The sequence below is a fragment of the Nonomuraea sp. NPDC049607 genome (assembly GCF_040675375.1).
Taxonomy (GTDB): domain Bacteria; phylum Actinomycetota; class Actinomycetes; order Streptosporangiales; family Streptosporangiaceae; genus Nonomuraea.
The window spans coordinates 21,025-40,108 of record NZ_JBFAOV010000022.1 but is presented as its reverse complement, the minus strand read 5'-3'; the positions used below and the strand labels follow the sequence as shown (position 1 = coordinate 40,108).

The 19,084-nt window shown below is 72.6% G+C and carries 11 protein-coding genes and 4 tRNA genes; 13 read left to right on the top strand and 2 right to left on the bottom strand.

The window, feature by feature from the left end; genetic code table 11:
* The first annotated feature begins 42 nt into the window (after nucleotides 1-42).
* The 4 genes from AB0J97_RS33835 to AB0J97_RS33820 all read left to right on the top strand — a co-directional run bounded on the left by AB0J97_RS33835 (nucleotide 43) and on the right by AB0J97_RS33820 (nucleotide 410).
* A tRNA-Gly gene (locus AB0J97_RS33835) sits at nucleotides 43-114 on the top strand.
* A 15-nt stretch (nucleotides 115-129) separates the two neighbouring features.
* A tRNA-Cys gene (locus AB0J97_RS33830) sits at nucleotides 130-200 on the top strand.
* A gap of 47 nt (nucleotides 201-247) precedes the next feature.
* Nucleotides 248-319, top strand: a tRNA-Gly gene (locus AB0J97_RS33825).
* A 19-nt stretch (nucleotides 320-338) separates the two neighbouring features.
* Nucleotides 339-410: transfer RNA gene (locus tag AB0J97_RS33820), tRNA-Val, on the top strand.
* 252 nt (nucleotides 411-662) lie between these two features.
* Here AB0J97_RS33820 and AB0J97_RS33815 read toward each other — a convergent pair.
* Nucleotides 663-842, bottom strand: coding sequence for a hypothetical protein (locus tag AB0J97_RS33815; RefSeq protein ID WP_364096285.1), 180 nt, complete (start codon nucleotides 840-842; stop codon nucleotides 663-665).
* Between the two features lie 124 nt (nucleotides 843-966).
* Here AB0J97_RS33815 and AB0J97_RS33810 point away from each other — a divergent pair, with 124 nt between their 5' ends.
* The 3 genes from AB0J97_RS33810 (at nucleotide 967) to AB0J97_RS33800 (ending at nucleotide 5,591) form a co-directional block, all read left to right on the top strand.
* Nucleotides 967-2,208: a serine hydrolase domain-containing protein gene (locus AB0J97_RS33810; RefSeq protein ID WP_364096282.1), complete on the top strand. Its 1,242-nt coding sequence runs from the start codon at nucleotides 967-969 to the stop codon at nucleotides 2,206-2,208.
* 186 nt (nucleotides 2,209-2,394) lie between these two features.
* Entirely contained in the window at nucleotides 2,395-3,609 is a 1,215-nt protein-coding gene (locus AB0J97_RS33805; protein ID WP_357706713.1) for a bifunctional glycosyltransferase family 2/GtrA family protein, read from the top strand.
* A gap of 158 nt (nucleotides 3,610-3,767) precedes the next feature.
* The gene (locus tag AB0J97_RS33800; protein ID WP_364096278.1) at nucleotides 3,768-5,591 is read left to right on the top strand and encodes a glycosyltransferase family 39 protein; all 1,824 of its coding nucleotides are present in this window, start codon (nucleotides 3,768-3,770) and stop codon (nucleotides 5,589-5,591) included.
* Nucleotides 5,592-5,662: 71 nt separating this feature from the next.
* Here AB0J97_RS33800 and AB0J97_RS33795 read toward each other — a convergent pair whose 3' ends face one another.
* The gene (locus AB0J97_RS33795; RefSeq protein WP_364096275.1) at nucleotides 5,663-8,518 is read right to left on the bottom strand and encodes an AAA family ATPase; all 2,856 of its coding nucleotides are present in this window, start codon (nucleotides 8,516-8,518) and stop codon (nucleotides 5,663-5,665) included.
* Nucleotides 8,519-8,803: 285 nt separating this feature from the next.
* On the opposite strand from AB0J97_RS33795, the gene AB0J97_RS33790 reads away from it, so the two are divergent.
* Genes AB0J97_RS33790 through AB0J97_RS33765 form a run of 6 tightly spaced genes read left to right on the top strand, consistent with a single transcriptional unit; the run spans nucleotide 8,804 to nucleotide 19,077 of the window.
* The gene (locus AB0J97_RS33790; protein ID WP_364096272.1) at nucleotides 8,804-11,086 is read left to right on the top strand and encodes a TOMM precursor leader peptide-binding protein; all 2,283 of its coding nucleotides are present in this window, start codon (nucleotides 8,804-8,806) and stop codon (nucleotides 11,084-11,086) included.
* A gap of 39 nt (nucleotides 11,087-11,125) precedes the next feature.
* Nucleotides 11,126-12,484, top strand: coding sequence for a SagB family peptide dehydrogenase (locus tag AB0J97_RS33785; protein WP_364096269.1), 1,359 nt, complete (start codon nucleotides 11,126-11,128; stop codon nucleotides 12,482-12,484).
* 54 nt (nucleotides 12,485-12,538) lie between these two features.
* On the top strand, nucleotides 12,539-13,351 hold the full coding sequence (locus tag AB0J97_RS33780; protein WP_357706722.1) for an HlyD family efflux transporter periplasmic adaptor subunit: 813 nt from the start codon (nucleotides 12,539-12,541) through the stop codon (nucleotides 13,349-13,351).
* A 42-nt stretch (nucleotides 13,352-13,393) separates the two neighbouring features.
* On the top strand, nucleotides 13,394-15,799 hold the full coding sequence (locus tag AB0J97_RS33775; RefSeq protein ID WP_364096266.1) for an NHLP family bacteriocin export ABC transporter peptidase/permease/ATPase subunit: 2,406 nt from the start codon (nucleotides 13,394-13,396) through the stop codon (nucleotides 15,797-15,799).
* Nucleotides 15,800-15,803: 4 nt separating this feature from the next.
* On the top strand, nucleotides 15,804-18,731 hold the full coding sequence (locus AB0J97_RS33770; protein ID WP_364096263.1) for an NHLP bacteriocin export ABC transporter permease/ATPase subunit: 2,928 nt from the start codon (nucleotides 15,804-15,806) through the stop codon (nucleotides 18,729-18,731).
* 19 nt (nucleotides 18,732-18,750) lie between these two features.
* Entirely contained in the window at nucleotides 18,751-19,077 is a 327-nt protein-coding gene (locus AB0J97_RS33765) for a YciI family protein (protein WP_357706727.1), read from the top strand.
* Nucleotides 19,078-19,084: the final 7 nt, after the last annotated feature.

Below are 19,084 nucleotides of genomic sequence, written 5' to 3'. Positions count from 1 at the left end.
ATATGGTTTTCCCGTGGCCCCGCGAGTTCGCGGGGGATTCACGCGGAAGTGGCTCAGTGGTAGAGCATCACCTTGCCAAGGTGAGGGTCGCGGGTTCGAATCCCGTCTTCCGCTCGGAGTCAAACTCCTGGTGGAGTGGCCGAGAGGCGAGGCAGCGGCCTGCAAAGCCGTCTACACGGGTTCAAATCCCGTCTCCACCTCGGTGGTACAACGGACTCTTCTGGGTCCGGTAAAGTTAAGTGCGCATGCGGAAGTGGCTCAGTGGTAGAGCATCACCTTGCCAAGGTGAGGGTCGCGGGTTCGAATCCCGTCTTCCGCTCTGAGTGACAACTCAACAAGGACGATTAGCTCAGCGGGAGAGCGCTTCCCTGACACGGAAGAGGTCACTGGTTCAATCCCAGTATCGTCCACCTCTGCTCGTCGGCGGTCAGACCGGGTTTCGGCCCGGTCCGGACACCAGTCAAGCCCCAGCGGCCGGCACATGCCGGACGACTGGGGCTTCTTCGTGTCGAGGGCCGGGCCCCGCCTCCCCTGGCAAGGTCCCCCCGTTCCTCCGGCCTGCCCGGCGGTCAGGCCGGAGGACAGCGGACGGCACCGACCATCAGCCGCCAGACGCACCCCGCTGGTCAACCCGCTCCGCGAGCGGCCCGGCTCGGCCGCCTTCAGCCGGAACCGGTGCCGGCGTCGTTCGTTCCCATGTCGCCGACCAGGTCGCGTTCGGCCTGTCCCCGGGCTGCGGCGTCGGCGTTCATCGCGGGCGGCAGGACCATCGCGCTGCCGGCCTGCGCCCGTTCCTTGATGCCGGGGATCTCGGTGTATCGCGGGCGTATCGAAATGCGCATACGCCACCGCAACAGTCCTCCGTCTTCAGTTGAGGCACCGGCCACGTGGTGGGTGATCGGTTGCCGACGGCGGTCGCCGTCAGACCTGCAACGGCCGGTTCGTCGTCAGGAAAGGACCGTGATCATGGACTCGGATTCTGCAGGTGGCATCGGCCGTCGGCGGCTGCTCGGGTGGAGCGGGGTGGCGGCTGCCGGCGTGGTGGCGGCCGGTGCGCCGCTGGTGGGCGGGCGGCCCGGCCCGCGACGGCACCCTCCGGCCACGACCGGCCCCGGCATCCCGCCGGCCACCCGTCCCGGCGGAGCCTACGACCGGTACGTGGCGAAGCTGGCCGCAGAGGGCAGGTTCTCCGGCGTGGTGCTGTTGTCGCACCGGGGCAGGACGGTGCTGTCCCGCAGCTACGGCATGGCGGACAAGGAGAAGGGGATCCGCAATCACGAAGGCATCGCGTTCAGCCTCAGTTCGGCGGGCAAGCCGTTCGGCGCGGTGGCCATCTTGCAGCTGGTGCAGCAGGGCAAGGTGAAGCTGTCGGACACGGTGGGCACCCACCTCAAGGGCTATGCCAGGGACATCGCCGAACGGGTGACCGTCCACCACCTGCTCTCCGGCACCTCCGGGCTGAACACCCCGGAGGAGGATCTGCGGCGCATCTTCCGGAGCCGGGAGGAGGTGCACGAGTTCTACGAGCAGTGGGCCCGGAAGGCGAAGCTGGTGGCCGCCCCCGGCACTCCCACCGAACACGCCGGTGCCGAGGTCGTCATCCCGGCGCTGATCGTGGAGGCGGTGACCGGCAGGACGTACTGGGACTACGTCGAGGAGAACATCTTCAAGCGCTGCGGCATGACCGGCTCGGCGTTCCGCACGAGGCCGCAGTGGCTCACCGATGCGCATATCGCGCACCCTTACATGAGGTTGGCTGACGGCAGCGTGGTGGACGCCGTCCGCCACCTGGACAAGAGCAGCTCCAACCAGTCCACGCCGGGCAAGAACCCGGGCCGCGGCTTCATCGACGTCCCAGGGGACGGTGGCTTCGCCACCGCACCGGACCTGGTCCGGTTCGCGCACGCCCTGAGCGAAGGCACGGTGCTGGAACGGCCCTACGCCGAGGTGCTCACCGCGCCCAGGTCCCCCCACGGACCGCAGTCGTTCGGGGCTTACCAGATGCCGGTCCGCATCGTCAGTGGTCAGTGGGTGCACGGGCGCGCCGGTGCCAACCCTGGTGTCGGCGCCAGCTGGAACATCTACCCGTACACCGGCTGGGTCGGTGTCATCCTCAGCAACACCGACGGCGGGACGCTGCAGGAGCTGAACGAGCGGGAGGTACAGGCTGTCACCGGAGGCACGCCGGGCGGCGGCGGGGGTGGCTGAGGTGGTCCGGCGGTCGACACGAAGAGAACGGATCTCCTGACGTCTCCCGTGGCCACCGCAGCCCGATGTCAGCCGGTCGCAGTCCTTCCGCGTGCGTCCCGGCTTGGCGCAGCGGACGTCGCCGCCAGGTCATCGGCTCCGCGGCCACACCTTTGAGAGGCCCTTCGAGCGAGCGAGGAGTTGGTCATGGATCGCATGGTGGAGATCGCCATTCCGGTCTACAACGAGCAGCATGTGCTGGCGTGCAGCGTGCGCAGACTGCACGCCTATCTGGAAGAGACGTTCCCCTACCGGTTTCGGATCACGATCGCCGACAACGCCAGCGTCGACGGAACGTGGCAGGTTGCGCGGGAGTTGGAGACCGAACTGCAAGGGGTCCGGGCAGTGCGGCTGGAGCAGAAGGGCCGGGGACGGGCGCTGCGGCATGTGTGGAGCCACAGCGACGCCGACGTGGTCGCCTACATGGACGTGGATCTGTCCACCGACCTGGACGCGTTCTTTCCGCTGGTGGCGCCGCTGATCTCCGGGCACAGCGATCTGGCCATCGGGACTCGGCTGACTCGCGGGTCGGCGGTGGTGCGCGGCCCGAAAAGGGAGCTGATCTCCCGGGGTTACAACGTGTTGTTGCGCACGACGCTGTCGGCCCGCTTCACCGACGCCCAGTGTGGTTTCAAGGCCGCGCGGACCGTGATCGCGAGGGCGTTGCTGCCGTCGGTGCAGGACGACAAGTGGTTCTTCGACACCGAGTTGTTGCTGCTGGCCGAGTGCAACGGGCTGCGCATCCACGAGGTGCCGGTGGACTGGGTCGACGACCCCGACAGCCGCGTGGACGTGCTGCGAACCGCGCTGGATGATGTGAAGGGCATGGCCCGGGTGGCGCGGCGCATGCTGACGGGCGCGTTCGACGCCCCGGTGGAGAGCCGGCCGAGGCCGCGGCTGCCGGCGGGGATGGCCCGGCAACTGCCGACTTTCGCGATCATCGGGGTGTTCAGCACGATCGCTCAGCTGCTGCTGTTCGTGCTGCTGCGCATGGTGATGGGGCCACTGTGGGCGAACGCGGTCTCGCTGTTGATCACCACTGTCGGCAACACCGCCGCCAACCGCCGTTTCACCTTTGGGGTGACGGGCCGTGAACGGGCGTTCAGGCAGCAGTTGGAAGGCGGTCTGGCGTTCCTGCTCGGACTGGTCCTGAGCACCGGCTGCTTGGCCCTGCTCCACGCACTGGCGCCCGAGCCGCCACGGGCCGTCGAGGTCGCCGCGTTGGTGACCGCCAACGGGGTCGCGACGCTGGTGCGGTTCCTTCTGATGCGCACCTGGATCTTCCATCCACGGCGCCTTGGGCACCGGTCGACCCCGGCCGATCCGACCATCGACACGGCCCGGAAGGACGAGGTCGCATGACCATCCGCGTACGTCGTTCACAGACGCCCTCCGATCCGCCGGGCCTGCCTGACAGGCCCGGCGGGAGTCGCCCCTCGGATGCCGGATCGGGGTGGCTGCGCCGACTGGCCTTGGGCGGGCCTGAAGATCCGCGCTGGTCGCGTCCCGGGCTCTGGGGCGTGCTGTCGGCGGCTCTCGTGCTGTACGCGTGGAACCTGTGGTCGGCCGGCTACGCCAACTCCTACTACTCGGCGGCGGTCAAGAGCGGCACCGAGAGCTGGAAGGCGTTCTTCTTCGGGGCCCTGGACTCCGAGTCGTTCATCACCGTGGACAAGCCTCCGATGGCACTGTGGGCGATGGGGCTGCTCGCCCGCGTCCTGGGGTTCGGGACGTGGAGCCTGATGTTGCCGCAGGTGCTGGCCGGGGTGGCCGCCGTCGCGGTGCTGCACGCCACGGTACGGCGCGCGGCCGGGTTTCCGGCGGCGCTGATCGCTGCCGGGGTGCTGGCGCTGACCCCGATCACGGTGGCCATCAACCGCGACAACAATCCTGACACGCTGCTGGTGCTGTGGCTGGTGCTGGCTGCGTGGTCGTGTCAGCGCGCGATCGAGTCGGGACGCCTGCGCTGGCTGCTGGCCTCGGCCGCGTTCGTGGGGTGCGGGTTCGACACCAAGATGCTGCAGGCGTTCGTGGTCGTCCCGGCGCTGGCGCTGGCCTACCTGGTGGCGGCCAGGCCGGGCGCGCTGCGCCGGGTGTGGCATCTGCTGGCGGCGGGTGCGGCGCTGGTGGTGTCGAGTTTCTGGTGGATGGTGGTGGTCGACCTGACCCCATCCGGGAATCGCCCGTTCATCGGAGGCAGCACCGACGGCACCGTGCGTGACCTCGTCATCGGCTTCAACGGCCTGGGCCGGATCTTCGGCCTGGAGACGCACGGCGGCGGCCGTGGCGGCGGGGGGTTCGGTGGCGCCGCGGGCGTGGGACGGATGTTCAACGACATGGTCGGCGGTCAGATCTCCTGGCTGCTGCCGTTCGCGGTGCTCGCGCTGATTGCGGGGATGGTGCTGCTGTGGAAGCGGCCGCGCACCGACCTGGCACGGGCTGGGCTGGTGCTGTGGGGCGGCTGGCTGGCGACGTACTACGTGGCGTTCAGCTTCGCCAAGGGCGTGTTCCACCCGTACTACACCACATCACTGGCCCCCGCGATCGCCGTACTGGTCGGAGTGGGCGGGGTACTGCTGTATGGCGCTCACCAGGGGTCTGTCCGGTGGTCGTGGGTGCTGCCCGTGGGCGTCGCGGTCACAGGTGCGTGGTCGTTCGCGCTGCTGAACCGGACGCCCGACTGGAATCCATGGCTGCGCTGGGTGATCGTGGCGGCGACCGTGCTGGCGGTGCTCGCGCTGGTGGCCGCGCGGCTGCGGTGGGCGCCGGGCCCCGGCATCGTCGTCGCGTCGATGACGTTCACGCTGGTCGCAGCCCTGGCAGGGCCGGGCGCGTACGCGGCGGTGACCGCGTTCGGCGGCGGCAACACCAGCGGCAACGCGCTGGCGGGGCCGTACGCGGCGCAGGCCCAGAACGGTCAGGCCCAGAACGGTCAGGCGCCGCCCCAGGGGCGGGGCGGCATGCTGGTGGTCGGCGGACCGGCCGGTGAGTTGAGCGACGACATGGTCGACTACCTGCTCAGGAACCGGGGCGGTGCGCGCTGGCTGGTCGCCGTGGTCAGTGCCCAGCAGGCGTCGTCGATCATCCTGTCGACCGGCGAGCCGGTGATCGCGATGGGCGGCTTCACCGGGCAGGACCCGGCGATGACGGTGGCCGGGCTGCAGGAGTACGTCCGCAGGGGCGAGCTGCGTCACATCGTGATCGACGGGTCGGGTGAGAGCGGCCCGATGAGCGGCGACCCCGCCGTCGCCCAATGGGTGCGGAAGAACGGTACGAGGGTTCCCGCGAGCACGTACGGCGGCACGTCCGACACGGGCGGCGGTGAACTGTACCGGCTCGGCTGAGGGAGCACGATGACGGCGCCCGACGAGGCGATGTTGGAAGCAGTGGGGTCCTGAGCTGCACGCCCCCGCCGTTACAGGTATTCGTGGGGGCCTGTGGGGACGGGCTCGGTCCGGGGTGGGGTGGGGTGGTCGTCGTCGGACAGGCCGGTGAGGATGACGGCGAGTTCGGCGCGGGTGTGGATGCCGAGTTTGCGGTAGATGCGGGCCAGATGGGTGTCCACGGTGCGCTTGCTGATGGACAGCGTCGTGGCCACCTCCAGGTTGCTCATCCCGCGCAGCACCAGGTCGGTGACCCGGCGTTCGCCGACGGTCAGCACATGGTCGTCCTGGCCGGGAACGAGCGTGGCGGCGCGCGCCGGGGCGGTGGCGGCGCGGTGCTTGTCGGCCAAGGCGGCCAGGCGGGCCGCGCCGCAGTCGGCGGCCAGCCGCAGCGCCAGGGCCAGCGTCTCGTGGGCCTTGCCGTCGTCGCCCGCCTGCCGCTGGGCGATGCCCAGGCGCAGCAGGGCCCTGGCGTGTTCGAGCCGGGCACCCCGGTTGCCCAGCAGGGCGACGGCCTCGTGCAGCATGTCGAGCCGGACCTGACCCTCGTGGGCGATGCTGGCCGCGCTCAGCGCGCGGGCGACGACGGTGGGCGCGCCCCACGCGCGGGCCAGCTCCAGCTCCCGTTCGGCCACGATGCGGGCCGCCGAACGCTCACCGGACAGGACGTACGCCAGGATCGAGTTCGTCCCCCAGGGCACGCAGGCCGGGTTCGTGATGCCGGCGGCGGTCAGGCGGCGGCCGCATTCCAGCAGGGTGAGCAGGCCGTCGCGCGGACGGCCCTGCGCGAGCCGGAGGCGGCCCAGCGCGTCGAGGGCCTGCCCGGAGATCATCGGGTGCCAGTCGCCGTACGGGGCCACGGACTTCAGCGCCGCCTCCGCGGCCTCCAGGTCGCCGTACTCCACCAGCACCCGGGCGGCGCAGGCGGCGGCGGCCACGTGGAAGCCCTCGGCCTGGCACTCGCGCGAGCTGACGACGGCGGCCTCGGCGTCGGCCAGCCCCGCCTCCAGGCTGCCGAGCTGGTAGCGCACCTCGGCCCTGGTCAGCAGCGCCAGTGCCAGGCCGGTGCCGGAGCCGGCGTCCTGGGTCTCGGTGACCAGCCGTTCGGCCCAGTAGGAGGCTTCGTCGAGGCGGTCGCCCCACACCAGCGGCAGGACGGCGGCCACCGGCACCGGGCCCTGGCCGTCGAGGCAGCGCCGGGTCTGGGCGAGCATGCGCGGCAGGCTGCGGCCGCGCGCGCCGGTGGCCAGGGCGAGCACGCTGACGAACTCCCTGGCCGCCGGGCTGACCAGTGTGCCGAGGGAGCGTCCCAGGCGGCGCAGGCCGAGCCGGCCGGCCGAGCGGCCCCACAGCAGCGCCTGGGCGGCGAACACCAGCAGCAGGTCCGTTCCGCCGAACTGCGGCGTGGCGGCGGCGGCCTCGGCCGCGCCGGCGAAGACCTCGGCGGCCTCGGCGGAGTTCGCGGTGACCAGGATGTCGGCGAACGGCGCCAGCGACATCAGGGCGTGCGGGGCCGTCCTGACCCGGCCGTAGACGGTGCGCAGGTGGCGCAGGCAGGCGGGCAGGTCGCGGTGCTTCTCCACGGCGCCCAGTTCGGCGGTGACCTCCAGGACGGTGTCCCGGTCGTCGGTCTCGGCCAGCGCGCGGTGCAGGTAGCCGGTCGCGTCCGCCCACGAGTGCTTGGCGGCGGCCTCGCCCGCGGCCTCGCGCAGCACGGTGACCGTGAGCGGGTCGCCGGTCGGGCCGGCCGACATCAGGTGGCGGGCCGAGCGTCTCAGCGGCGCGCCGAGCCGGTACAGCAGCGACGCGGTACGGCGGTGCAGCCGGTCGCGCTCGCCCGGGTCCATGCCGGCCAGCACGGCCTGCTGGATGCGCGGATGGGCGAAGCGGTCGGGCGGCGTGCCGGTGACCAGCCCGGCGCGGCGCAGCGTCTCCCCCGCCGCCCTGGCGGTGTCCTGGCCGTGCCCGGCGATCATGGACGCGACCTCCATGCCGTCCTCGGGTGCGACGATGGCCAGGCTGCGCAGCAGGTCGACGCCCGCGGCGTCCACGCCCGACCCGCTGCCGGACAGCCAGCCGAGCGCGGTCTCGGTCAGCGCCAGCGCGCCGATCTCCAGCACCCGGGACAGCTCGGCGCCCACCGGGCGCACGCCGGACCTGGCCAGCCGCCCGGCCAGCTCCCGCAGCAGCAGCGGGTTGCCCTGGGTGAGCCGGTGGCAGGCCGCGGCGACCTCCTCGCCGATCTCCTCCTCCACGCCGAGCACGGACTCCATGAGCCGTCCCGCGCATTGGGCGCACAGGGGGGCGGGCCGCAGCAGCCGCGTGTACGGCAGCGTGGCCAGGTCTCTGGCCAGGTCGTCGGGGCCGCCGGTGTCGGCGGTGGTGAGGATCATCGCGATGGGCAGGCCGTCGAGCCGCCGGGCGATGTAGGAGCACCACTGGGAGGACTGCGGATCGGTGTGGTGCACGTCGTCGACGGCGATGATCAGCGGCCGGTCGCCGGTGAAGGAGCGGGTGGCCCGGTAGAGGCCGTGCAGCAGGTCGGGCGTGACGGGATGGCTCCGGTCGAGCCCGCCGCCCAGGTCGGGACCGACGACGGCGCCCTCGCCGGGTGGCGGCGCGCGGCCGGCGGTCATGACCGGTTCGAAGAGCTGGCGGACCACGCCGAACGGGTGGTCGCGCTCGGTGGGGTGCCCCCGCGCCATCAGCAGCAGCGCCCCCGCCTCGCCCCTGGCCGCCAGCGCGGCGTTCAGCAAGGTGGTCTTGCCCATGCCCCGGGACCCCTGGATCAGGAGGACGGAGGGCCCGCCGGCGCGGACCCTCGACAGCGCCTCCCGCATCGCCGCGGTCTCGATGTCACGGTGTAGCAGCGGCTGTCCCGAAGACATCGCCACTCCCCACAGTTCGGCCCCCCTGAAACTGTCCACCAGGATCATGCCGCCTCGGGCGGGCGGGCTGTCAATACCTAGGCACGCAAATCCGACTAATCCGGACTATTGGCACCTGGTTCAACAGCGCGCCCACACCGGGGCGCATGCGCATTCCCGCCGGACCAATACGTATTTTCGCCCACCGTACCGGTGAAATGCGTACGCCGGAATTACGTCTTTACACCGGATCCGGCCCGGTGCGACTCTGCGATCAACCAATATGGACCCGATACGGGGAGGGTCATGGACCGCCCACGTCTCAAGGCGCACTTCACACCGCAGGTGATCGACGGGTCGAAGGTGTTTCTCCTGGCCGAGGGTCAGCACTACCTCGTCCAGTCGGCGGGGGCCGGGAAACTCCTTCCCTACCTGGACGGACGGCGTACCGTAGCCGAGATCGCGAGCGCGCTGATCGACGAACTGCCACTCCCGCAGACACTCATCGCCATTCGTAAATTCGCCGCATTCGGCCATCTCGCCAATGGCCGCCCCGATTGGCCGGACAGCACGCTGGCATTCTGGGACGCGCAGGGAATTGACCCGGTGCACGCGCACGACGCGCTCTCCCGCGCCGAATTCACCGTCGTGGCCTGCGAGGGGGCCGACGCCGCCGCGGTGGTCCCGGTGCTGGCCGAGCACGGGTTGCGTATACGTACGAGGAGCGTGGCGGAGGAGGCCGCCAGGCCCGAGGGGACGATGGCGGTCGTGGTGGCCGGCGACTACCTCGATCCGGCGCTCGACCGGCTCAACGCCGCCTATCTGGCCGCCGGGCACCCGTGGGCGCTGGTGAAACCGGGCGGGATCACGCTCTGGGTCGGCCCGGTGCTCCAGCCTGGACGCACCGGCTGCTGGGCCTGCCTGGCACAGCGGTTGGCCGGGAACCGGCAGGTCGAGCGGTACCTGGCGGGCAAGCGCGGCGGCGGCGTGCCGTACCACCCGGCGCGGGAGTCGGCGCCCGCCGGTCCGGCCGTGGCGGGCGGGTTGCTGGCCGTGGAGCTGGCGCGGATCGCCGCGGGGGCGGCCTCCTCGCGGCTGGAGGGCCGCATGACCACCGTCGACCTGCGCACCCTCGGGGTCATGGAGCACACCCTGGTCCGGCTGCCGCAGTGCCCGGCGTGCGGCGATCCCACGCTGATCAGCGAACGCAGCCCCAAGGTCGCGCTGTCGGCGCGCAGCGCCCGGCACGTCACCGACGGCGGATACCGCATCGAGCCGCCCGCGCGTACGTATGCCAGGCTGGAGAAGCACATCAGCCCGCTCATCGGGGCGGTCACCCGGCTGCACACCTTCGCCGACGAGGACAACGGCGTCACCTACAGCTTCACCGCGGGCCACAACTTCGCCATGATCGGCGACAACATGGACCTGCTGCGGCGCAACCTGCGCGGGCAGAGCGGCGGCAAGGGCCGCACCGAGGTGCAGGCCAGGGTGAGCGCGCTGTGCGAGGCCATCGAACGCTACTCGGGCGTGTGGCGCGGCGACGAGCCGGTCACCGAGGCCGCCTACGCCGACCTCGACCCGGCGGTGGCCGTCCATCCTGAGTCGCTACTGCACTTCTCCGACGCCCAGTACGCCGGCCGCGAGGAGTGGAACAAGGACCCCGCGCACCGGCTGCACCTGGTGCCCGAGCGGTTCCGTACGGACCTGCCGGTCGACTGGTCGCCCGCCTGGTCGCTGACCGAGGAGCGGGAACGGCTGGTGCCCTCGGGTTACGCCTGGTACGGCCACCCCGACCTGGAACGCCACTTCTACTGCGTGGGCGACTCCAACGGCAACGCCTCGGGCAACTCGATCGAGGAGGCCGTCCTGCAGGGCTTCTGCGAGCTGGTCGAACGGGACGCGGTGGCCCTGTGGTGGTACAACCGGGCCCGGCGGCCGGCCTTCGACCTGGACTCGCTGCGCGACCCGTACGTCGACACCGTGCGCGAGTTCTACCGCGGCATGGACCGCGACCTGTGGCTGCTCGACCTCACGACCGACCTCGGCATCCCGGCGTTCGTGGGGGTCTCGCACCGCATCGGGCACCCGGTGGAGGACGTCATCGTCGGGTTCGGCGCGCACCTCGACCCGCGGATCGCCGCCATCAGGACGCTCACCGAGGTCAACCAGTTCCTGCCCTCGGTGGAGCGGCGCGACGAGCACGGCGAGACGCTCTACCTGGACGACGACGTCGCCACGCTGGCCTGGTGGAAGGAGACCAGGCTGGCCGAGCAGCCGTGGCTGGTGCCCGACCCCGCCGTACGCGCCCGCACCCTGTCCGACTACGCCCGCTCGGACGGCGGCGACCTGGCCGGTGACGTGCAGACGTGCGTGGCCAGGGCCGCCGCGGCCGGGATCGAGGTCATCGCGCTCGACCAGAGCCGTCCCGACCTGGAGCTCAGCGTGGTCCGGGTGATCGCGCCCGGCATGCGGCACTTCTGGCGGCGGCTCGGCCCCGGCCGGCTGTACGACGTGCCGGTCTCGCTCGGCTGGGTCACCGAGCCCGTGGCCGAGGACGAGCTCAACCCGACCAGCGTCTTCTTCTGACCGGTTCGCGGGCCCCTGGGTGACGGAGAGGAGCGGGCCATGGACGAGACCAAGCTGCGGCTGCGGCGGGACGCGGAGCTGACCGAGGCGGACGGCGAGGCGCGCATCTCCACGCCCGCCGGCTCGCTCGGCCTGCGCGGGCTCGACGCCGGGACCGCGGCCGCCCTGCGGATCCTGGCCGGCGGCGACGCGGGCGAGACCGCCCTGGCGGCGACCGTGGGCGAGGCCGGACTGCTGCGCTGGAACCTGCTGGTCCGCCGCCTGGCCAGGGCCGGCCTGCTGGAGTTCACCGCGGCCGGGGCCCGGCTGCGCCCGGTCGGCGCCGGCGGCGTGGAGCCCGCACCCACGCCGCCGGCGGACACGCCGATCAGGCTGTCGCGCTTCGCCGTCGTGACCGCCGGGGACGGCGTGCTGACCGTGCGCTCGCCGCGCAGCCCGGCGGTGGTGGAGCTGTCGCCGGCCGCCTGCGGGCTGCTCGGCGCGCTGGCGTCCTGGACCACCCCGGCGAACCTGGCGGACGGCGGCCGGGCGCAGGACCAGGAGTGGGGGCCGGCGCTGCGGTTCCTCGCGGCGGCGGGCGTGCTCGCCACCGGCCCCGAGGACGACGACCTGGCGACGGCCCAGTGGCACCCGCGCGACCTGTGGCTGCACGCCCACAGCCGCGGCCCCCGCTACACCGGCCGCTACGGCGGCACGTACGCCTTCACCTCCCGCTTCGACCCGGTGCCCGCCGATCCGCCGCCGTTCACCGGCGAGCGGATCGAGCTGCCCCGGCCCGACCTGGAGCTGCTGGCCAAGACCGACCCCAGCCTGACCGACACGCTGGAACGCCGCCGCTCCCTGCGCGAGCACGACCCGGACGCGCCCATCACGCTGGCCCAGCTCGGCGAGCTGCTCTACCGGTCGATGCGGCGGCGGGCCGCGTTCACCTCGCCCGACGGGCAGGAGCTGACCGACCGGCCCTACCCCTCCGGCGGCTCGGTCCACGAGCTGGAGATCTATCCGCTGATCGTGTCCTGCCAGGGGGCCGAACCGGGACTGTGGCACTACGACACCGGCGGCCACGCCCTGGAGCTGGTCTCGCCCCCCACGCCCGCCGTGCGGGCGCTGGTCGAGCGGGCCAAGTCGGCGGCCCAGCTCACCGCCGACCCCCAGGTGGTGCTGACCGTCACCGCGCGCTTCGGCCGGGTGATGTGGAAGTACGAGACGATCGGCTACTCGCTGGTCCTCAAGCACGTGGGCGTGCTGTACCAGACGCTCTACCTGGCCGGCACGGCCATGGACCTGGCCGTGTGCGCGCTGGGCGGCGGGGACGCCGCCGACTTCGCGCTCGCCAGCGGCCTCGACTACCTGACCGAGGGCAGCGTCGGCGAGCTGATCGTCGGCAGCCGGCGGTGATGGGCACATGACGGCACGACGGCGGGCCGAGGGCCGCGTTCGGGGGACGGCGCGATGAAGTTCCGGTTCAAGGCGTTGCAGCGGATGCGGGAGCCCGACGAGCTCGACTCGCCGACGCTGCTGGCCTCGCCGCGCGGGTGGATCGCCACGTTCGTGGTGCTGATCATCGTGGTGGCCGCGGGGGTGTGGTTCTTCGCCGGGCGGCTGCCGGTCACGGTGCCCGCCGTGGGGCTGCTGACCCATCCCGGCGGCACGGCTCGGCTGCAGAGCCCGTACGGGGGGACGGTGCGCTCGATGCTCGTCCAGCCGGCCGAGGCGGTGCGCGAGGGCCAGGCGGTGGCGGTCATCGCCGCCGACGGCGGGGCGGAGCAGGTGGTGCGCAGCCCGTTCAGCGGGCGGGTGGTCGCCGGTTCCGCCGTGCCCGGCCACGTGGTCAGGGAGGGCGAGGAGCTGCTGCTCATCGAGCGTACGGACGCGCCGCGCGACCGGCTGGTGGCGATGTTGTTCGTGCCGGTCGACCGGGCGATGGGCGTGGTGCCGGGCAAGCCGGTCGATCTGTCGGTCTCCTCGGCGCCGCCCGGCGCGTACGGGCTGCTGCGCGGCCGGGTCGAGTCGGTCAGCGACTACCCCGTGATGACCGAGCAGGCCGCCGACCTGGTGGGCGGCGAGGACCCGGCGCGCGGCTACCTGCGGAACACGCCGTCCAGGCTGGTGATCGTGGACCTGGTGCGCGATCCCGCCACGCCGTCCGGCTACGCCTGGTCGACCGTGAAGGGGCCGCCGGTGGGCCTGCAGTCGCAGGTCTCCGTCAGCGGCGCGATCGGGCTGGGCAGCCAGACGCTGTTCGACCTGCTGCTCGGGCGCTGAGGTGAGCCGCGTGACCGCCCCCGCTCCCCCGCCGAAGGAGGGATGCGTGACCACGACCAGCGCCCCCGGGAGGGACGTGTGACCACCACCGGCGTCCCCGACCAGGGGCATGTGGACCAGGCACCCGCGAAGGACACCGGGAAGGGCACCGCGCCCGCTCCCCCGGCGACCCCGGCGGCCCCGGCGGCCCCGGCGGCCCCGGCGGCCCCGGCGGCCCCGGCGGCCCCGGCGGCCCCGGCGGCCCCGGCGCGGCGGCGGCGGTGGAGATGGCGGCGGCGCACGCCGACGGTGATCCAGATGGAGGCCGTGGAGTGCGGGGCGGCCTCGCTGGCGATGATCCTGGGCTACCACGGCAAGTTCGTGCCGCTGGAGGAGCTGCGTTCGGCCTGCGGAGTCTCCCGCGACGGCGCGAAGGCCTCCAGCGTGGTGGCCGCGGCCCGCCGCTACGGGCTGATCGCCAGGGGCTTCCAGATGGAGGCCGACGACCTGCGCTCGCTGACCGAGCCGGCCATCGTGTTCTGGGCGTTCCAGCACTTCATGGTCCTGGAGGGGGTGCGCAGCCGGTTCGGCAGGAAGGCCGTCGCGGTCAACGACCCGGCGGGCGGCCCCCGGATGATCGACTGGGACGACTTCGACTCCGGCTTCACCGGCGTGGTGCTGACGTTCGAGCGGGGACCGGACTTCCGGCCCGGCGGGCGGCCCACCCGCGTCGGGCAGGCCCTGCTGGCGCGGCGGATGCCGTCGGGCCGCGCCCTGCCGCTGGTGCTGCTGGCCAGCCTGCTGCTGGTGGTGCCGGGCATCATCGGGCCCGCGTTCAGCCGGGTGTTCATCGACCGGATCCTGACCGGGCGCGACCCCGGCTACCTGGTGCCGCTGCTGTTCGCGATGGGGGTCACCGCGGTCGTGGTGTTCGTGCTGACCTCGGTGCAGCGGCACTACCTGCTGCGGCTGGAGATCCGGCTCAGCCTGGTCAGCTCGGCCCGCTTCTTCCGCCATCTGCTGCGGCTGCCGGTGGAGTTCTTCCTCCAGCGGCGTCCGGCCGAGGTGGCCAAGCGGGTGCAGGCCAACGACGGCGTGGCCGAGATCCTGTCCCGCGACCTGGCCGTCACGCTGGTGAACCTGGTCCTGGTGCTGTTCTACGCGGCCGTGCTCATCCGCTACGACTTGCTGCTCGGGCTCGTCGGGGTGTCGATGGCGCTGCTGAACATCCTGGTGCTGCGCCAGGTGTCGCGGGCGCGTACGGACGCGGTGGCGGCGCTGCGGGCCGACCTGGGCAACCTGACCTCCACCACGTTCAACACGCTGCAACTCGTGGAGACCGTCAAGGCGACGGGGGCCGAGCCGACGGCGTTCCAGCGCTGGGCCGGGTTCCTGGCCAAGGCGGTCACCGCCAAGCAGCGGCTGGGCGTGGCCACGGCGACGCTGACCGTCGTGCCGCCGCTGCTGGCCGCGGTCAACAGCGGCCTGATCCTGCTGATCGGTGGGCTGCGGGTGGTGGACGGGGCGATCAGCGTCGGCATGCTGGTGGCCTTCCAGACGTTGCTGAACGCGCTGTCCAGGCCGGTCACCCAGCTCACCAACCTGGGCGGCCAGTTGCAGGACATCTCGGCCGACATCTGCCGCCTGTACGACGTCGAGAAGTACCCGATGGCCCGGACGTTCGAGCGGTCCGCGCGGGCCGAGGAGGAGGCCGGACCGAGCGGGCGCCTGGACGGGCGGCTGGAGTTCGCCGACGTGACCTTCGGCTACAACGCGCTCGCCACGCCCGTCGTCAGGAACCTGTCGTTCACCGTGGTGCCGGGCCGCCGGGTGGCGATCGTCGGCAACTCCGGCAGCGGCAAGTCGACCGCGGGCAAGCTGGCCGCCGGCCTGTACGCGCCGACCTCCGGCCAGGTGCTGCTGGACGGCCGGCCGCGGGACGACCTGCCGCGGGCCGTCGTGGCCGCCTCGGTCGCGTACGTGGACCAGGACATCACCCTGTTCGAGGGCACCGTGCGCGACAACCTGACGTTGTGGAGCGACGACGTGCCCGACGAGGTGGCGGTCTCGGCGCTGCGGGACGCGGCGCTGTTCGACCTGATCGCGGCCCGGCCCGGCGGCCTCAACAGCCGGGTGCTGGAGGGCGGCAGGAACCTCAGCGGCGGCCAGCGGCAGCGCCTGGAGCTGGCACGGGCCCTGTCGATCCAGCCGACGCTGCTGATCCTGGACGAGGCGACCAGCGCCCTGGACCCGGAGACGGAACGGATCATCGCCGACAACCTGCGCAGGCGCGGCTGCGGCTGCCTGATCATCGCGCACCGGCTGTCCACGGTGCGCGACGCCGACGAGATCATCGTGCTCGACCGCGGCGAGGTGGTCGAGCGCGGCAGGCACGCCGAGCTGCTGGCGCTCGACGGTCACTACGCCGCGCTGCTCAGGAGCTCACGCAAGAACGGCGACGGAGGATGACGCAGTGCTGAAAGTGGCTGGTTTCTCCCCGTTCTTCACCGACGCCGCCACGCCGGTGGACTACTCGGCGGAGAACCTGTTCGTGCTGTCGGGCGTGCGCGAGGTGCTGCTGGTGGAGGAGGGCGCGGTCGACCTGTTCGCGGTGCGCCTGGAGGGCGGCCGTCCGGTCGGCCGGTGGCACTACCTGTGCCGGGTCCGGCAGGGCACGTTGCTGCCGGGCTCGCCCAAGGGGCCCAGGCACGGCATCGTGGGCCGTCCGGTGCTCGGCACGCGGGTCTCGCGCCTGCCGCTGGCCAGGCTGGGCGAGCTGTCGGGCACCAACCGGTCGGCCACGATGTCCACCGCCGAGTACGGGCTGGCCGTGCGGCAGTTCGTCCGCGGGCTGGAGGGCGGGATGATCGCGCTGGCCACCGCGCTGCGCGACGCGCTGCCGCCGCGCGAGTTCGTCCCGCTGCTGCCCGACGCGGTGACCGAGCTGCCGGCCGGCCGCGCCGCCCGGTCGGTGGACGGCGTGCGGTGGATGACCGTCGAGGAGGGCGCGGTCGAGATGCCCGACGGCGTGGCCGGCGTGCTGACCGCGGGCGCCGAGCTGGCCGTGACCGAGCGGGACTGGATGGTCGCCGACGCCCCCGCCCGGCTGCGCGCCCGTTCGACCTGGCAGTTGCTGGCCGACGAGACGATCTGGGCCCGCTGGGTCGAGCACGCCATCCGCTTCCTCTACACGGTGGACCGCCGGGTCGAGCGGCGGCGGGCGCAGGAGCTGGAGGCGCTGCGGCGGCGCAGGGAGCGCGAGGCCGGCACGACGCGGGCGGCCCGCCGCGGCTTCGACACGCTGGTCAGCGACACCGAGGCCAAGGTGCGCGTGGCCGACGTCACCGCCGACCCGCCGGCGCTGGCCGCGGCCAGGCTGGTGGCCTCGCACGGCGGGTTCACCGTGACCGCGCCGCCACCGGGCCAGGCCCGGGGGGCCGACCCGCTCCAGGCCGTCGCGCTGGCCTCCGGGGTGCGCACCCGGTCGGTCCGGCTGGACGACGGCTGGTGGAAACACGACATCGGGCCCATGGTGGGCTACCGGGCCGACGACGGGACGCCGGTGGCCCTGCTGCCGATCGGCTCGCGGTACGTGGTCGCCCAGCCCGGCCACAGCCGGGTCACGCCCGTCACCAAGGCGGTGGCCGCCACGCTGACCGGCAAGGCCGAGGTGCTGTACCAGCCGCTGCCGCGCGAGGTGCGGACCGTGGCCGGGCTGCTGCGCTTCGGCCTGGCCCGCAACGGCCGCGACCTCTGGGTGCTGGCCTCCCTGGGCACGCTGGTGGCGGTCATCGGCCTGCTGGTGCCCGCGATGACCGGGCTGGTGCTGGGGACGTTCGTGCAGCGGGCCGAGCGCGACCTCATCGTGCAGGGCGCGGCGCTGGTGATCGGCGGCGCGCTGGTGGCGGGGGCGCTGTCGATCGTGCAGAACGTCGCGGCCCTGCGCATCGAGGGCCGCTCGTCGGCCCGGGTGCAGGCGGGCGCGTGGACGCGGCTGCTGTCCCTGCCCGTCACGTTCTTCGGCCGTTACTCCACCGGCGAGCTGGGCACGACCGTGCTGGGCGTGAGCGCGGCGCAGGAGACGTTGTCGGGCGTGATGACCACCGCGACGCTCGGGCTGTTCGGCGGGCTGGCCAACCTGGCGCTGGTGTACGTCTACGACGTCGGCCTGGCGCTGCTGGCGACCCTGCTGGTGCTGGCCGGCGTGCTGGTGTGCGCGGTCGCCGGCTTCTTCGAGGTACGCCTGCAACGCCGCCTGTACGAGCAGGAGCAGCGGCTGTCGTCGCGGGTGTTCCAGCTCCTGTCGGCGGTGCCCAAGCTGCGCGTGGCGGCCGCGGAGGACCAGGCGTTCGGCGTGTGGACGCGCGACTTCATGGCGACCAGGACCACCTCGGCCGCCGCCCGGCGGCTGCAGAACGTGGTGACCACCTTCAACGCCGGGTTCCCGCTGGTCTGCTCGGTCGTGATCTTCGCCGTGGCGGCCGGGCCGCTGCGCGGGCAGTTGCCGATCAGCGCGTTCCTGGCCTTCTTCGCCGCGTTCAACCTGCTCATCGCCTCGGTGCTGCAGTTCACCGGCGCGGCCATCACCGCCATGGGCGTGGTGCCGATGCTGGAGAAGCTGGCCCCGGTGCTGGAGGCCGAGCCGGAGGACCACAAGGGCAAGGCCGACCCGGGCGACCTGTCGGGCCGCGTCAGCCTGTCCCGGGTCTCCTTCCGCTACGGCGGGGACGGCCCCGCGGTGCTCACCGACATCGACCTGTCGATCGAGCCCGGCGAGTTCGTCGCGATCGTGGGCCCGACCGGCAGCGGCAAGTCCACGATCCTGCGCCTGCTGCTCGGCTTCGAGCAGCCCGACGTCGGTTCGGTCCTGTACGACGGCCAGGACCTGGGCGAGCTGGACCTCGGCGCGGTGCGCCGGCAGTGCGGCGTGGTGCTGCAGAACGGCGCCCTGCTGGCCGGCGACATCCGGCAGAACATCGTCGGCAGCACGAACCACACCGTCGACGACGCCTGGGAGGCGGCGGCGATGGCCGGCATCTCCGACGACATCACGGCCATGCCGATGGGCATGAACACCGTCCTGTCGGAGGGCACGAACACGCTCTCCGGCGGCCAGCGGCAGCGCATCATGATCGCCAGGGCGCTGGTCTCGCGGCCCCGCATCGTCTTCTTCGACGAGGCGACCAGCGCCCTGGACAACCCCGCCCAGAACGTCATCGCCGAGAGCACCCGCCGGCTCAACGCCACCCGTGTGGTCATCGCCCACCGGTTGTCCACCGTCCGGGACGCCGACAAGATCCTGGTGCTCGACGGCGGCCGCATCGTCCAGCAGGGCACCTACGACGAGCTGCTCACCGAGGAGCAGGGGCTGTTCGCGCGGCTGGCGCGGCGGCAGATGTGAGCGCACGGGAGGAGCCGTCATGGAGTTCGCGCTGCTGATCCACGGGCCGGAACGGGCCTGGGCGGAGCTGTCGGAGCAGGACCGCTCCGCGCTGTTCTCCGCCTACCTCGCCTTCGGGCGGGAGCTGCGGGAGGCGGGCGTCACGGTGGTGTTCGGCGCCCGGCTGGCCCGCCCGGACGCGGCCGAGGGGGAGCCGCGCGAGGACGGCCGTCCGGAGCTGGGCGGCATGTGGATCCTCGACCTGCCGTCGGAGGAGGCGGCCCTGGAGTGGGCCGGGCGCCTGCCGTCCGGGCCGGGCGACCGGGTCGAGTTACGGCGCTGCGACCGTGGAAGGATGTCACGATAGTGCCAAC